The following is a 12,840-nucleotide window of genomic DNA, read 5'->3' as shown; positions in this document are numbered from 1 at the left end:
GTGGAATGCCGCGAAGAGACCTTATACCGCACCCCATGCCGCACCGCCGCGCGGTCCGAACGGGGCCTGCGCAAAAAGACTTTCAAACGGATCGAAAAAGCGGACCTCGGCGATTGCGGGTATGCTGCGGGGCAGGGGACCGATCAGGGAAGGCCGGGATGCGACCGAGCGAGATGGACCGTGCAAGTTTCGTCGCCCGATTTGGCGGCGTGTTCGAACATTCGCCCTGGGTCGCCGAAGGCGCCTGGGATGCCGCCGATCAGGGGGGCAACCTGCCCGACAACGCGGACGGGCTGCACGCCGCCATGGTCGCCGTCCTGCGCGCCGCCGGCCATGACCGGAAGCTGGCGCTGCTGAACGCCCACCCCGATCTGGCGGGGCGGCTGGCGCTGCGCGGCGAGCTGACCGCCGACAGCACGGCGGAGCAGGCCAGCGCCGGGCTGGACCGCTGCACGCCGGAGGAGTTCGCCCGCTTCACCGAACTGAACGACGCCTACAAGGCGCGCTTCGGCTTCCCCTTCATCCTGGCGGTCAAGGGCCGCAGCCGCGCCGACATTCTGGAGGCGTTCGAGACCCGCCTGTCCAACGGCCCGGAGGAGGAGTTCGCCACGGCGCTGGCCCAGGTCGAGCGCATCACCTGGCTGCGCCTGAAGGACCTGCTGCCGAAGGACATCGAGCCATGACGGCGTTCGGCGCGGACCTGATGGCGCGGCTGGACGCCTTCGCCGGCTTCACGGAGGAGCCGGGGCTGCTGACCCGCCTGTTCCTGACCCCGCAGCACCGCGCCGCCGCGGACTGGCTGATGGAGTTGATGGGCAAGGCCGGGATGAGCGCCCGGCTCGACCCGGCGGGAACGGTGGTCGGCCGTTACGAGGGAACCGTGCCGGGCGCGCCGGCCCTGCTGATCGGTTCCCACATCGACACGGTGCGCAACGCCGGACGGTATGATGGGAATCTGGGCGTGCTGGCCGCCGTCGCCGCGGTGGCGGAGCTGGACCGGCGCGGTGAGCGCCTGCCCTTCGCCATCGAGGTGCTGGGCTTCGGCGACGAGGAGGGGGTGCGCTTCCCCGTGACCCTGACCGGCAGCCGCGCCGTGGCCGGCCGCTTCGACCGGGTGGCGCTGGAGACGCGCGACCGCGACGGCGTGCGCATGGCCGACGCGCTGCGCGCCTTCGGCGGCGACCCCGAGGCCATCACCACGGCGGCCCGCAAGCCGGGGGAGGCGCTGGCCTTCCTGGAGGTCCACATCGAACAGGGGCCGGTGCTGGAGGCGGAAGGGTTGCCGGTCGGCATCGTCACGGCCATCAACGGCGCCACGCGCTTCGCCGTCCGGCTGCGCGGCATGGCCGGCCACGCCGGCACGGTGCCCATGGCGCTGCGCCGCGACGCGCTGGCCGCCGCCGCCGAGATGACTCTGGCGGCGGAGCGGGTGGCCGCGGCCTCCGACGCCGGGCTGGTGGCGACGGTGGGCCGGATCGAGGCGAAGCCGGGCGCCGTCAACGTCATCCCCGGCGAGGCCGCCTTCACCCTCGACGTCCGCGCGCCGGAGGACACCGTGCGGCGGGACGCCTGCGCCGCCATCCTCGCCGACTTCGAGGCGATCGCCACCCGCCGCAGCGTGGAGCTGGCGGTGGAGACCACCCACGACGCGGCGGCCGCCCCCTGTTCCCCCGGCATCCGGCGGCAGATCGAAGCCGCCGTGATCCGCGCCGGCGTCCGTCCCTTGTCGCTGCCCAGCGGCGCCGGGCATGATGCCATGGCCTTCGCCGGCGTGCTGCCGATGGGCATGCTGTTCGTCCGCTGTGCGGGTGGCATCAGCCACAACCCCGCCGAATCCATCACCGCGGAGGACGCCGACCTGTCGGTGCAGATCCTCCTGGACATCATCCGCCACTTCGAGCACGAGACCCCGACACCATGACCGACACCGCCCAAAAGGCCATCCGCGCTTTCCTGGAGCAGACCCGCGACGAGCAGGTCCGCTTCCTGGCCGAACTGGTCAAGGTGCCCTCCGACAATCCGGCCGGCGACTGCGCCCCCCACGCGGAGCGTGCCGCCGAACTGCTGGAGGCCATGGGCCTGACGGTGGAGCGCCACCCGGTCCCGGCGGAGCTGGTGCGGGCCAACGGCATGATCTCCGCCACCAACCTGATCGTGCGCCGCCGCTTCGGTGACGGGCCGACCGTGGCGCTGAACGCCCACGGCGACGTGGTGCCGCCGGGCGAGGGCTGGACCCGCGACCCCTACGGGGCGGAGGTGGTGGACGGCTGGATGTACGGGCGCGGCGTCGCCGTCTCGAAGTCCGACTTCGTCACCTACACCTACGCGCTGCTGGCTCTGGAGAAGGCCGGTCTTGACCGCGGCACGGTGGAACTGCACCTGACCTACGACGAGGAGGCGGGCGGCGAGATCGGGCCGAAATGGCTGCTCGACGAGGGGCTGACCAAGCCGGACTTCGCCATTGCCGCGGGCTTCAGCTACGGCGTCGTCACCGCGCACAACGGCTGCCTGCATCTGGAGGTCGAGGTCACCGGCAAGTCTGCCCACGCCGCCCTGCCGATGACCGGCATCGACGCGCTGGAGGCGACGACGGCGATCCTCGGCGCGCTCTATGAGCACCGCAAGGGCTACGCCGGCACCGTGTCGGCGGTGGGCGGCATCGGCTCGCCGCAGTTGACGGTCGGGCTGATCAAGGGCGGCATCAACACCAACGTCGTTCCCGACCGCGTGACCCTGCGCCTCGACCGCCGCATGATCCCGGAGGAGGCGCCGGAGACGGTGGAGGAGACGTTGCGCGCGGTCATCGCGGAGGCGGCCACGGCATTCCCGAAGGCCCGCGTGGACATTCGCCGCATCCTGCTGGCCCGCCCGCTGACCCCGCTGCCCGGCACCGACCGGCTGGCCGCCGTCCTCTGCGCCCACGCCAGCCGCGTCATGGGCGAGCCCGTGGAGACCAAGGGCGTGCCGCTTTACACCGACGCGCGCCATTACTCCGACGCGGGCGTGCCCATCGCCCTGTTCGGCGCCGGTCCCCACACCATCGAGGAGGCCAACGCCCACCGCGCCGACGAGCGCCTGCCGCTGTCCGACCTGTTCAAGGCGACGGAGGTTGTCGCGCTGGCGCTGTTGGAGGTGCTGGGCGAGGGTTGAGGCTGCACTGGTGCTGACCTTGCCCCCACCCTAACCCTCCCCCGCTGTCGCAGGGGAGGGGACTTCATTCTCCCTCCCCTGCGACAGCGGGGGAGGGCCGGGGAGGGGGAAACGGCCCTCCCCCAAAACGACAAGGACGACCCGCCGGTGATCATCGAGAACGATCTGAAGCTGGACTTCAAGGACGTGCTGATCCGCCCGAAGCGCAGCACCCTGGAAAGCCGCAACGACGTGGACATCGAGCGGACCTTCCGCTTCGTCCACAGCGGGCTGGAATGGACGGGCTTCCCGCTGATCGCGGCCAACATGGACGTGGTCGGCACTATGGCCGTCGCCCGCGCCCTGTCGCGCTTCGGCGCGATGACCGCGCTGCACAAGCACTACCCGGCCGAAGCCCTGATCCCCTTCTTCCGCGACGAGGACACGGCCAACGTCTTCTACTCGCTGGGCACGACGGAGGCCGACTACGACAAGTTCCAGGCGGTGAAGGCCAAGGCCCCGGTGGCCAAGCTCTGCCTGGACGTCGCCAACGGCTACACGGAACGCTTCGTGCGCGTCATCAGCCGGTTGCGGAAGGAGAATCCGGACATGGTCATCATGGCCGGCAACGTGGTGACCGGCGACATGACCGAGGCGCTGGTGCTCGCCGGGGCCGACATCATCAAGGTCGGCATCGGGCCGGGGTCGGTCTGCACCACGCGCAAGATGACCGGCGTCGGCTACCCGCAGCTCTCCGCCATCATCGAATGCGCCGATGCCGCGCACGGGCTGAAGGGGCAGGTCTGCGGCGACGGCGGCTGCACGGTGCCGGGCGACATCTCCAAGGCCTATGGCGCCGGGTCGGACTTCGTGATGCTCGGCGGCATGCTGGCCGGCCACGATGAGTGCGAGGGAGATATCCGCTACGAGGAGCGCGGCGGGCAGAAGGTGCCGGTGGCGATGACCTTCTACGGCATGTCGTCCGACACGGCGATGCACAAGTACGCGGGCGGCGTAGCTTCCTACCGGGCGTCGGAGGGCAAGACCGTGGAGGTCCCCTACCGTGGACCGATCGACGGCACGATGCAGGAGATCATGGGCGGCGTGCGCAGCATGATGACCTACATTGGCGCCACCAAGCTGAAGGAGGTGTCGAAGCGGACCACCTTCGTCCGCGTCGGCGCGCAGCTGAACACCGTCTTCGGCGGGTGATGCCGCGGGAGGTACCCTGGTTCGGTACCTCCTTCTCGACCGCCTTCGCCCGGAACCACCGGCGGGTTCCACCGTTCGCAGGATGTGCGGACGGGTGGGGCGCGGACGGCGTGCCCCCCTTGTCCGCCTTTTGGCAGGACGAGGAAGGCAGAGCTTATGCGTGATTTCGATGGTGCCGCTCCAGCCTATGTGGGGCGGACGGACGGGCCGGCGGTCTTCGATTACCTGATCGTCGGGGCGGGTTTCGCCGGCAGCGTGCTGGCGGAACGGCTGGCGGCGGGCCTGGACAAGCGGGTGCTGCTGATCGACCGGCGTCCGCACATCGGCGGCAACGCCTACGACCATCACGACGACGCGGGCGTGCTGATCCATCGCTACGGCCCGCACATCTTCCACACCAATTCGCAGCCGGTGGCGGACTATCTGTCTCGCTTCACCCAGTGGCGCCCCTACGAGCACCGGGTGCTCGCCCATGTCGACGGGCAGCTGGTTCCCATCCCCATCAACCGGACGACGGTCAACCGGCTCTACGGGTTGGACCTCGACGAGGCCGGCGTGGCGGAGTTCCTGAAAAGCCGGGCGGAACCGGTGGCCGACGTCCGCACCTCGGAGGACGTGGTGGTCGGCGCGGTCGGGCGGGAGCTGTACGAGAAGTTCTTCCGCGGCTACACCCGCAAGCAATGGGGCCTCGACCCGTCGGACCTCGACAAGGCGGTGACGGCGCGGGTGCCGACGCGGACCAACGACGACGACCGCTATTTCGGCGACAGCTTCCAGAACATGCCGCTGCACGGCTACACGCGGATGTTCGAGAACATGCTCGACCACCCGAACATCACCATCCGCCTGGGCGTCGATTTCCGCGACGTGGTGCGCGACGTGCGCTACCGCAACCTGATCTTCACCGGCCCGGTAGACGAGTATTTCGGCCACCGCTTCGGCAAGCTGCCCTACCGCTCCCTGACCTTCCGGCACGAGACGGTCGATCAGGAATGGTTCCAGCCCGTCGCCGTGGTGAACTATCCCGGCGAGGAGGTGCCGCACACCCGCATCACCGAATACAAGCACCTGACCGGCCAGACGAACCCGCAAACCAGCCTGACCTACGAATACCCGTCGGCGGAGGGCGACCCCTACTACCCGATCCCCCGCGCGGAGAACGCCGCCCTCTACCGCAAGTACCAAGAGCTGGCCGACGCCACGCCGAACGTCCATTTCGTCGGGCGGCTGGCGACCTACCGCTACTACAACATGGATCAGGTGGTGGCGCAGGCGCTGGCGCTCTACACCCGCATCGCCAAGGCCGAAGGCGCCGTGGCGGAGGGCGCGCGCGGCATTTCCGGGATCGGCGCCGCCCCGCAGCCCGCTCCATCGTCCGCTCCGGTCCGCAGCAGGAGGGAAGCGTCATGAAAGCGTTCGGAATGGCTTTGGCCACCGCGGTCGTCCTCGCCATCGGCGCCAGCGTGATCCTGGAAGGCACGCTGGGCCGCACCGCCGACGAGACCTTCGCCGCCCCCTCGGTCCGGCTGAGCGAGGAGAACACCGTGCAGCACCGGAACTTCACGGGGCACTGAGGACCGCGTTTCGGGAGGAGGGGACAGCGCGCCCCCTCCCCATCCGGGTCGCTACATGTCCAGCCCGACGTCGAGGTTCGGCGCGCTGTGGGTCAGCCAGCCGACCGAGATCATGTCCACGCCGGCCTCCGCGATGGCCCGCACGGTGGACAGGGTGACGTTGCCCGACGCCTCCGTCACCATGCGGCCGTCCACCATGGCGACGGCGTGGCGCAGCGTCGGCGGGTCCATGTTGTCGAGCAGGACGACGTCGACCGGCAGGGTCAGCAGTTCCTCCAGCTGGGCCAGCGTGTCGACCTCGACCTCCACCTTCACCATGTGGCCGATGGCTGCGCGGACGCGCTCGACCGCCGGGCGGATGCCGCCGGCCACGGCGATGTGGTTGTCCTTGACCAGAACCGCGTCGTCGAGCCCGAAGCGGTGGTTGAAGCCGCCGCCCAGCCGCACCGCCTGCTTTTCCAGGACGCGCAGGCCGGGGGTGGTCTTGCGGGTGCAGACGATGCGGGCGCGTGTTCCCTCGACCTCGCGCACCAGCGCGCGGGTGGCGGTGGCGATGCCGGACAGGCGGCCCAGCAGGTTCAGCGCCGTGCGCTCCGCCGTCAGAAGGGCGCGCGCGCGGGCCGTCACGGTGGCGATGGTGGCGCCGGGGGGCACGTCGTCGCCGTCGCCCTGCTCCACCCGCAGCTCCGCCGCCGGGTCGAGGATGCGGAAGGCGGACAGGGCGACCTCCAGCCCGGCGACGCGCCCGTCCTTGCGCGCGGCCACCCGCGCCGTCGCCACGGCCTCCGCCGGGACGATGCTGTCGGTGGTGATGTCGCCGGCCCGCCCGAGATCCTCCGCCAGGGCGGCGCGGACGATCGGTTCATAGGTCAGAGGATGGAGCATGCGGCGTCTCCGGTCAGGGGGCCGGCGGCCCCGGTCAGGTCGGTGAGGGTGAAGCGGTGGCGCTGCGCCGCCGGGTCTTCCTGCGGGAAGTCGGTGCGGAAATGCGCCCCGCGGCTTTCGCTGCGGGCAAGCGCTGCGTGGACGATCAGCCGTCCGGCCAGCAGGCGGTTGCGCGCCTCGCCCCAGCAGCGGACGGCGGCAAGCTCCGCCGGGCCGACGCCGCACAGCGCGTCGAGCGCCACGGCGAGCCGGTCCAGCTTGCGCCGGGCGGCCAGCAGCCCCACCCCGTCGCGCACCAGCCCGGCGCCCTGGTAGAGCGTGCGGCGGGATTCGTCGGTGATGGCGTCGAGCAGGCCGGCCCCGACCTCCCCGGCGACGGCCGGCGCTTCGGGCAAGGCGAAGGGCGGCAGGGGAGGGAGGTCCCGCCCGGCCACGTCGCGGGCCACCCGCGCGCCGAACACCAGCGCCTCCAGCAGCGAGTTGCTGGCCAGCCGGTTGGCGCCGTGGACGCCGGTGCAGGCGACCTCGCCGCAGGCCCACAGCCCGTCCAGGCTGGTCCGCCCGGCGGGATCCGTGACCACCCCGCCCATGTGGTAGTGCGCCGCCGGGGCGACCGGCACCGGCTCCCGCCACGGGTCCAACCCGTGGGCGGCGCAGAGCGCCAGCACGGTGGGAAAGCCGTCCGGCTTGGCGGCCAGCGCCGGGCGCATGTCCAGCCGCACCGGCTCCCCCGCCGCGACGCGGGCGCCGATGGCGCGGGCCACCACATCGCGCGGCGCCAGCTCGGCCAACGGGTGTTCCGCCGCCATGAAACGGACCCCGCGCCGGTCGAGCAGCACCGCCCCGGCGCCGCGCAGCGCCTCGGTCAGCAGGGGGGCGGGGTCGGCGTCCACGGCGAGCGCCGTCGGGTGGAACTGCACAAACTCCACGTCGGCGAGCAGCGCCCCGGCCCGCGCGGCCAGCGCCAGCCCGTCGCCGGTCGCCTCCGGCGGGTTGGTGGTGCGGGCGTAGGCCCCGCCGACCCCGCCGGTCGCCAGCACCACGCGCGGCGCGCGGTGGAACACCCAGCCTTCGGGATGGCAGGCCAGCACGCCGCAGACCCGCCCGTGGCGCACCGCCAGATCGACGGCGAAGGCGTCGCTCTCCACCCGGATCGACGGGGTGGCGCGCACCCGCTCGGCCAGCGCCGCGACCAGCGTCGCCCCGGTGGCGTCGCCCCCGGCATGGACGATGCGCGCCGCCCCGTGCGCCGCCTCCCGCCCGAGCAGGGGCGCGCCGTCGGCGCTGCGGTCGAAGGGCAGCCCGGCGAGGAGCAGCGCCCGCACCCGCTCCGCCCCCTCGCTGGTCAGCAGGAGGGCGCGGCCCGGGTCCACGAAGCCGGCGCCGGCGGCCACCGTGTCGGCGGCGTGCGCCTCCGCCCCGTCGCCGGGACCGATGGCGGCGGCGATGCCGCCCTGGGCGTGGTTGCTTGAGCCGCCCGGCAGGTCCGGCGTCTTGGTCAGCAGCGTGACGGCGCGCGGCGCCAGATGCAGGGCGGCGGTCAGCCCGGCCATGCCGGAGCCGATGACGACCACCTCCGAATCGCGGACCATGTAAGGGGTGGGCATGGGCGGGTTCTCTCGATGGAGAATCTAGCCCTCTCCCCTCCGGGAAGAGGGTGGCCCGAAGGGCCGGTGAGGGGGATGCGCTTTCGCCGGACGTACCGCAACGCGCAACCCCCTCACCCTAACCCTCTCCCCAGAGGGGAGAGGGAATGGAGGATCAGCGCGGCTTGACGGCCAGCATCCGTTCCACCGAGCGGCGGGCGCGGTCGGCCACCTCCGGCGCGATGGTCACCTGCGGTTCCAGCGTGCGCAGGCTGTCCAGGATGTTCGCCAGGGTGATCTTCTTCATGTGCGGACACAGGTTGCAGGGCCGCACGAACTCCGTCTCCGGCGAGGCGGCGGCGACGTTGTCGCTCATCGAGCATTCGGTGACCATCAGCACCCGCGGCGGGCGGCGGTCCGCCACGAAATCGACCATGCGGGCGGTGGAGCCGACGAAGTCCGCGGCCTCCAGGACGTCGGGCGGGCATTCCGGGTGGGCGATGACGATCAACTCGTCGAAGCGCCCGCGGAACTCGCGGATCTCGTCGCCGGTGAAGCGCTCGTGCACCTCGCAATGGCCCTTCCAGGCGATGATCTCAACGTTGGTCTGGGTGGCGACGTATTTCGCCAGATACTCGTCGGGCAGCATGATGACGCGCGGTGCGCCCAGCGACTCCACCACCTCCACCGCGTTGCCGGAGGTGCAGCAGATGTCCACCTCCGCCTTCACGTCGGCCGAGGTGTTGACGTAGGCGACCACCGGCACGCCCGGATAGCGCTCGCGCAGCAGCCGCACGTCGGCGGCGGTGATCGATTCGGCCAGCGAGCAGCCCGCCCCGGTGTCGGGGATCAGCACCGTCTTCGACGGGTTCAGCAGCTTCGCCGTCTCCGCCATGAAATGCACGCCGGCGAGCACGATGACGTCGGCATCGGTCTGGGTCGCCCGTGCGGCGAGCGCGAGGCTGTCGCCCACGATGTCGGCCACGCCGTGGAAGATCTCCGGCGTCTGGTAGTTGTGGGCGAGGATCACCGCGTTGCGCTCCCGCTTCAGGCGGTTGATCTCGTGGACCAGCGGGGCGTGGAACGGCCATTCGACGGCGGGGACCACGCGCTTCATGCGCTCGTAGATCGGCTGCGTCGCCGCGGCGATGTCGGGCGTGTAGGCAAGGCCGGTGGTGTCGCGCATGGCGCATTCCTTTAATGCTCGTCGTGAGCAAAACCATAAATGCTCGATACGAGCATATCAAGCGGAAAAGGATGCGTCTCGCGAATCGTTCGTGTGCTCCCTTACTTGGCTTCCTGGCTGCTCAGATCGGAGGGGTTTTCGGAGCGGGTCGGCTCGTGCCCCATGTCGGGCTCGCTGGCCCATTGGTTCGGCCGGGGCACCGGGTTGCCCTGCAAGTCGGGCGGTGCCCGGCGGACGTCGGCCAGCGCCTGCTGAAGCTCCGCCCCCTGGGTTTCGCCGCTGGTGGTGGCCTTGGGCGCGCGGACGCCCTGCTGGTTGGGGGGCGGCTCCTGGCTTTGCTGCACCTTGATGTCGTTGGACAGCGACTCCTTGGTGGCTTCCTGGGCGATGACGTTGCCGGTCATCAGCAGCCCGGCGACAAGGCTGGAGGAAATGAGAGCGGCGAGCAAGGCGGCGGACTCCTTTGGGCAAGGGGGGCGACAAGGCCGTCCCCCACCAACAGGCGCGGGCACCAACCCTCGCGTTCGTGCGTTATCAGGGGCATGGACCCGACCGACGCCCCGACACTGCCGCCCATCTTCCGCCCCTGGCCCGCCGAGGCGGACGGCCCCTTCGCTACCGCCTGCCGCTTCGCCGCGGAGGAGGCGGCGCCCGGCACGCTCGTCCACAATGGCCGGCGCGACCGGCTGGACGTGGCGGTGGTGCTGGTTCCCGACCGTCCGGACGCGGGTGACGGCCTCGCCGCCGTTACCCTGGTCGCGCTGGCCGACGCGCTGGAGGCGCTGGGGCCGCCGAACCAGAGCATCCGCTTCGACGGCGCGGGCCGCCTGCTGCTGAACGGCGCCGTGGCCGGCCGGGTGACCGTCGCGCTGGGTCCCGGCGCCGAGGACGGGCTTCCCGCTTGGGCCGTGGTCGGCGCGGAGTTGGAGGTTCTGGGCGACCCCGACGATCCCGACCCCGGACGCCGCCCCGACCGCACGGCTCTGCGCGAGGAGGGCTTCGGCGACACCGACGCCGTGGCGGTGCTGGAGAGCTTCACCCGGCATCTCCTGACCTGGATCGACCGTTGGATGGAAGCGGGCTTCGAGCCGGTGCGGCGGGTCTGGGAACAGCGACTGGTCCGCAAGGCAGAGGGGACACGGTCATGATCGGACAAGCCGAACGGCGCGGCGTCGGGATCACGGTGGAGCGCCAGCGCATCGACAACCCCTGGGTGGACGCCCGCTGGCGGGTGACCGGCGCTCTGCCGGCGCTGCCCGACCGCGCGCCCTGGACCGTGCTGTCGCAGGACGGCGAGCGCACCGGCTATTACGCGGGCGCCACCGAGATCGTGCTCCATCCCGGCGAGACGGAGAACTACGTCGAGAATCTGAAGGGCGGCCACCCGATGCTCTACGTCATCCTGCGCCGCTGTGCGGAGGAGCCGGGGCTGCGGCTGCTCGCCGTCACCGTCGATCCCGGCGAGGTGGACGCCCATTCCGACGCGGGCGACGATCTGATCGAGGCCATCCCCCTGCCGCCCGATCTCGCGGAATGGATGCGCGATTTCGTGGCCCGCCACCATACCGAACGACCCTTCTACAAGCGTCAGCGCGACCGCGCCGACCCGGAGGCGCTGGCCCGCCGCGCCCCAGTCTCTCAACCCGGAAAGGATCAGCGCCATGGATGACCGTGCCATGGATCACGGGTCCCAAGGCTTCCTGTCTCGCTGGTCCCGCCGCAAGCAGGAGGCGCGCGCGCTTCCCATCGAAAACCCCGAGCCGCAGGCGGAGCGGGATGCGGCGGTGGAGCCGCAGGCCGTCGCCGTTCCGCCGCCGGAACCCTTCGACCCGGAGAGCCTGCCGCCGGTGGAGAGCCTGGGCGCGGACAGCGACTACACCGGTTTCCTCGCCAGCAACGTCCCGCAGGAGCTGAAGCGGCTGGCCCTGCGCAAGGCCTGGACCAGCGACCCGGTGATCGCGGGCTTCCGCGGCTTCGCCGAGTATGACTGGGACTGCAATGCCCCCGGCTATGGCAAGCTGCTCGACACCGACCGCATCGCCGACCTGCTGGACCGCATCGCCACCGACGAGAAGCCGCTGGAGGAGGAGAAGCCGGAGGAGGTGGTGGTCGCTGGGGTGGAGGAGTCTGAGGAAGGTGAGGGTCTTGCCCCCACCCCGGCCCTCCCCCGCTGCGCGGGAGAGGGTGCCTTAGGCGAAGCGGCGTCCGTCCCCTCCCCTGCGAAAGCGGGGGAGGGTTAGGGAGGGGGCAAGCGCTGAAGCAATCAGGCATCCCCGCCACCCCGCCTGGACTGCGCAACCTTTGGGCAATCCCGCTGTTGTCGCTGATGAGCCGGACCTTAACCGGCCAGGGAAAAGGCGAAGCGGGGCAAGGGCATGGCGGAAACGGCCTTCATCGACGACGCGGATCGGCTGCGGGCGCAGGCGTACGGCCTGCTGGCCCATCTTTTGGCGCGTCCGCCGTCGCACGACTTGCTGGCCACGGTCGGGGCTCTGTCCGGGGATGGTTCGCCGCTGGGCCGGGCCATCAGCGATCTGGCCGTACGCGCCCGGACGCTCGCCGACGACCCGGACGGTGAACACCGGGTCGAGCGCGAGTATCATGAGCTGTTCCTCGGGGTGACACGGGGCGAGCTGGTTCCCTTCGCCTCCTACTACCGCACCGGCTTCCTGATCGACCGGCCACTCGCCCGCCTGCGCGAGGACATGCAGGCGCTGGGCATCGAGTGCGCGCCCGGCGTCAGCGAGCCCGAGGACCACATCGCCGCCATCGCCGAGATCATGGGCGCGCTGGCCGCCGGCACCGTCGGCGCGGCGGACGGCGAGCCGGACCTGCCACGCCAGAAACGCTTCTTCGAGCGCCACCTCGCCCCCTGGGCGGGCCGCTTCTTCCAGGACCTGGAGGAGGCGTCGGCGGCGCATCTCTACCGGCCCCTGGGCACCTTCGGGCGGCTGTTCCTGGACATCGAGACCAACGCCTTTGCGATGATCGCGCCCGCCCCTCCGGGCGCGCCGCGCGGGGCCGACCAGCGGGAGGGCACGATCCATGCACCGTGACGACAGCCAGAAGAAAACCGGACTGGAACGCCGCAGCCTGCTGAAGGGCCTCGGGCTGGGTGCGGCGGGAGCCGCCGCGGCGGCCGCCACCCTGCGCGCCGCCCCGGCGGAGGCGATGGAATCGCGGCAGGAGCAGGTGAAGTCCCGCTACCGCGAAACCGAACACGTGAAGCGTTTCTACGCGCTGAACCGACTCTGACCGCGACTTTGAT

General features: G+C 71.3%; 15 protein-coding genes. 11 read left to right on the top strand and 4 right to left on the bottom strand.

Annotation, left to right across the window (positions count from 1 at the left end; translation table 11 throughout):
• The first annotated feature begins 173 nt into the window (after positions 1-173).
• From uraD to H1Q64_RS20795, 6 genes are all read left to right on the top strand, one after another.
• Positions 174-683: a 2-oxo-4-hydroxy-4-carboxy-5-ureidoimidazoline decarboxylase gene (gene uraD, locus H1Q64_RS20820; protein ID WP_237905434.1), complete on the top strand. Its 510-nt coding sequence runs from the start codon at positions 174-176 to the stop codon at positions 681-683.
• Positions 680-1,921 carry an allantoate amidohydrolase gene (locus H1Q64_RS20815; RefSeq protein ID WP_237905433.1) on the top strand — a complete coding sequence of 414 codons (1,242 nt, stop codon included), beginning with the start codon at positions 680-682 and terminating at the stop codon, positions 1,919-1,921. The genes uraD and H1Q64_RS20815 overlap by 4 nt, the downstream gene beginning before the upstream one ends.
• On the top strand, positions 1,918-3,150 hold the full coding sequence (locus H1Q64_RS20810) for a M20/M25/M40 family metallo-hydrolase (RefSeq protein WP_237905432.1): 1,233 nt from the start codon (positions 1,918-1,920) through the stop codon (positions 3,148-3,150). The genes H1Q64_RS20815 and H1Q64_RS20810 overlap by 4 nt, the downstream gene beginning before the upstream one ends.
• Positions 3,151-3,297: 147 nt before the next feature.
• Positions 3,298-4,341: a GMP reductase gene (locus H1Q64_RS20805; RefSeq protein WP_237905431.1), complete on the top strand. Its 1,044-nt coding sequence runs from the start codon at positions 3,298-3,300 to the stop codon at positions 4,339-4,341.
• A 156-nt stretch (positions 4,342-4,497) separates the two neighbouring features.
• Positions 4,498-5,751 (top strand): UDP-galactopyranose mutase, encoded by a 1,254-nt coding sequence (gene glf / locus H1Q64_RS20800; RefSeq protein ID WP_237905430.1) that lies wholly within the window; start codon positions 4,498-4,500, stop codon positions 5,749-5,751.
• Complete coding sequence (locus H1Q64_RS20795) at positions 5,748-5,915, top strand: hypothetical protein (RefSeq protein ID WP_170295939.1); 168 nt, start codon at positions 5,748-5,750, stop codon at positions 5,913-5,915. Before glf ends, H1Q64_RS20795 begins: the two co-directional genes overlap by 4 nt.
• Before the next feature lie 51 nt (positions 5,916-5,966).
• On the opposite strand, the gene nadC is transcribed toward H1Q64_RS20795, so the two are convergent.
• From nadC to H1Q64_RS20775, 4 genes are all read right to left on the bottom strand, one after another.
• Entirely contained in the window at positions 5,967-6,800 is an 834-nt protein-coding gene (gene nadC, locus H1Q64_RS20790; protein ID WP_237905429.1) for a carboxylating nicotinate-nucleotide diphosphorylase, read from the bottom strand.
• Entirely contained in the window at positions 6,785-8,407 is a 1,623-nt protein-coding gene (locus H1Q64_RS20785) for an L-aspartate oxidase (RefSeq protein ID WP_237905428.1), read from the bottom strand. Before H1Q64_RS20785 ends, nadC begins: the two co-directional genes overlap by 16 nt.
• A gap of 154 nt (positions 8,408-8,561) precedes the next feature.
• On the bottom strand, positions 8,562-9,572 hold the full coding sequence (gene nadA, locus H1Q64_RS20780; RefSeq protein ID WP_237905427.1) for a quinolinate synthase NadA: 1,011 nt from the start codon (positions 9,570-9,572) through the stop codon (positions 8,562-8,564).
• A gap of 101 nt (positions 9,573-9,673) precedes the next feature.
• Positions 9,674-10,021: a hypothetical protein gene (locus H1Q64_RS20775; RefSeq protein ID WP_237905426.1), complete on the bottom strand. Its 348-nt coding sequence runs from the start codon at positions 10,019-10,021 to the stop codon at positions 9,674-9,676.
• A 93-nt stretch (positions 10,022-10,114) separates the two neighbouring features.
• On the opposite strand from H1Q64_RS20775, the gene H1Q64_RS20770 reads away from it, so the two are divergent.
• The 5 genes from H1Q64_RS20770 to H1Q64_RS20750 all read left to right on the top strand — a co-directional run bounded on the left by H1Q64_RS20770 (position 10,115) and on the right by H1Q64_RS20750 (position 12,827).
• Positions 10,115-10,720, top strand: a complete 606-nt coding sequence (locus tag H1Q64_RS20770; protein WP_237905425.1) for a biotin/lipoate--protein ligase family protein — start codon at positions 10,115-10,117, stop codon at positions 10,718-10,720.
• Entirely contained in the window at positions 10,717-11,241 is a 525-nt protein-coding gene (locus H1Q64_RS20765; protein WP_237905424.1) for a DUF3305 domain-containing protein, read from the top strand. Before H1Q64_RS20770 ends, H1Q64_RS20765 begins: the two co-directional genes overlap by 4 nt.
• Positions 11,234-11,812 (top strand): DUF3306 domain-containing protein, encoded by a 579-nt coding sequence (locus H1Q64_RS20760; protein ID WP_237905423.1) that lies wholly within the window; start codon positions 11,234-11,236, stop codon positions 11,810-11,812. The genes H1Q64_RS20765 and H1Q64_RS20760 overlap by 8 nt, the downstream gene beginning before the upstream one ends.
• 135 nt (positions 11,813-11,947) lie before the next feature.
• The gene (locus H1Q64_RS20755; protein ID WP_237905422.1) at positions 11,948-12,628 is read left to right on the top strand and encodes a TorD/DmsD family molecular chaperone; all 681 of its coding nucleotides are present in this window, start codon (positions 11,948-11,950) and stop codon (positions 12,626-12,628) included.
• Entirely contained in the window at positions 12,618-12,827 is a 210-nt protein-coding gene (locus tag H1Q64_RS20750) for a twin-arginine translocation signal domain-containing protein (RefSeq protein WP_183181144.1), read from the top strand. The genes H1Q64_RS20755 and H1Q64_RS20750 overlap by 11 nt, the downstream gene beginning before the upstream one ends.
• Positions 12,828-12,840: the final 13 nt, after the last annotated feature.

This window comes from Azospirillum brasilense, assembly GCF_022023855.1.
Classification (GTDB): Bacteria; Pseudomonadota; Alphaproteobacteria; order Azospirillales; family Azospirillaceae; genus Azospirillum; species Azospirillum brasilense_F.
The sequence above is the reverse complement of the archived record's forward strand: the minus strand, read 5'-3'. Positions and strand labels throughout refer to the sequence as shown.

Excerpts from the sequence above, each read along its gene's own strand:
- uraD (WP_237905434.1), top strand. The coding sequence starts at position 174 with ATGGACCGTGCAAGTTTCGTCGCCCGATTTGGCGGCGTGTTCGAACAT.
- H1Q64_RS20815 (WP_237905433.1), top strand. The coding sequence starts at position 680 with ATGACGGCGTTCGGCGCGGACCTGATGGCGCGGCTGGACGCCTTCGCC.
- H1Q64_RS20810 (WP_237905432.1), top strand. The coding sequence starts at position 1,918 with ATGACCGACACCGCCCAAAAGGCCATCCGCGCTTTCCTGGAGCAGACC.
- glf (WP_237905430.1), top strand. The coding sequence starts at position 4,498 with ATGCGTGATTTCGATGGTGCCGCTCCAGCCTATGTGGGGCGGACGGAC.
- H1Q64_RS20795 (WP_170295939.1), top strand. The coding sequence starts at position 5,748 with ATGAAAGCGTTCGGAATGGCTTTGGCCACCGCGGTCGTCCTCGCCATC.
- nadC (WP_237905429.1), bottom strand. The coding sequence starts at position 6,800 with ATGCTCCATCCTCTGACCTATGAACCGATCGTCCGCGCCGCCCTGGCG.
- H1Q64_RS20785 (WP_237905428.1), bottom strand. The coding sequence starts at position 8,407 with ATGCCCACCCCTTACATGGTCCGCGATTCGGAGGTGGTCGTCATCGGC.
- nadA (WP_237905427.1), bottom strand. The coding sequence starts at position 9,572 with ATGCGCGACACCACCGGCCTTGCCTACACGCCCGACATCGCCGCGGCG.
- H1Q64_RS20770 (WP_237905425.1), top strand. The coding sequence starts at position 10,115 with ATGGACCCGACCGACGCCCCGACACTGCCGCCCATCTTCCGCCCCTGG.
- H1Q64_RS20765 (WP_237905424.1), top strand. The coding sequence starts at position 10,717 with ATGATCGGACAAGCCGAACGGCGCGGCGTCGGGATCACGGTGGAGCGC.
- H1Q64_RS20760 (WP_237905423.1), top strand. The coding sequence starts at position 11,234 with ATGGATGACCGTGCCATGGATCACGGGTCCCAAGGCTTCCTGTCTCGC.
- H1Q64_RS20755 (WP_237905422.1), top strand. The coding sequence starts at position 11,948 with ATGGCGGAAACGGCCTTCATCGACGACGCGGATCGGCTGCGGGCGCAG.
- H1Q64_RS20750 (WP_183181144.1), top strand. The coding sequence starts at position 12,618 with ATGCACCGTGACGACAGCCAGAAGAAAACCGGACTGGAACGCCGCAGC.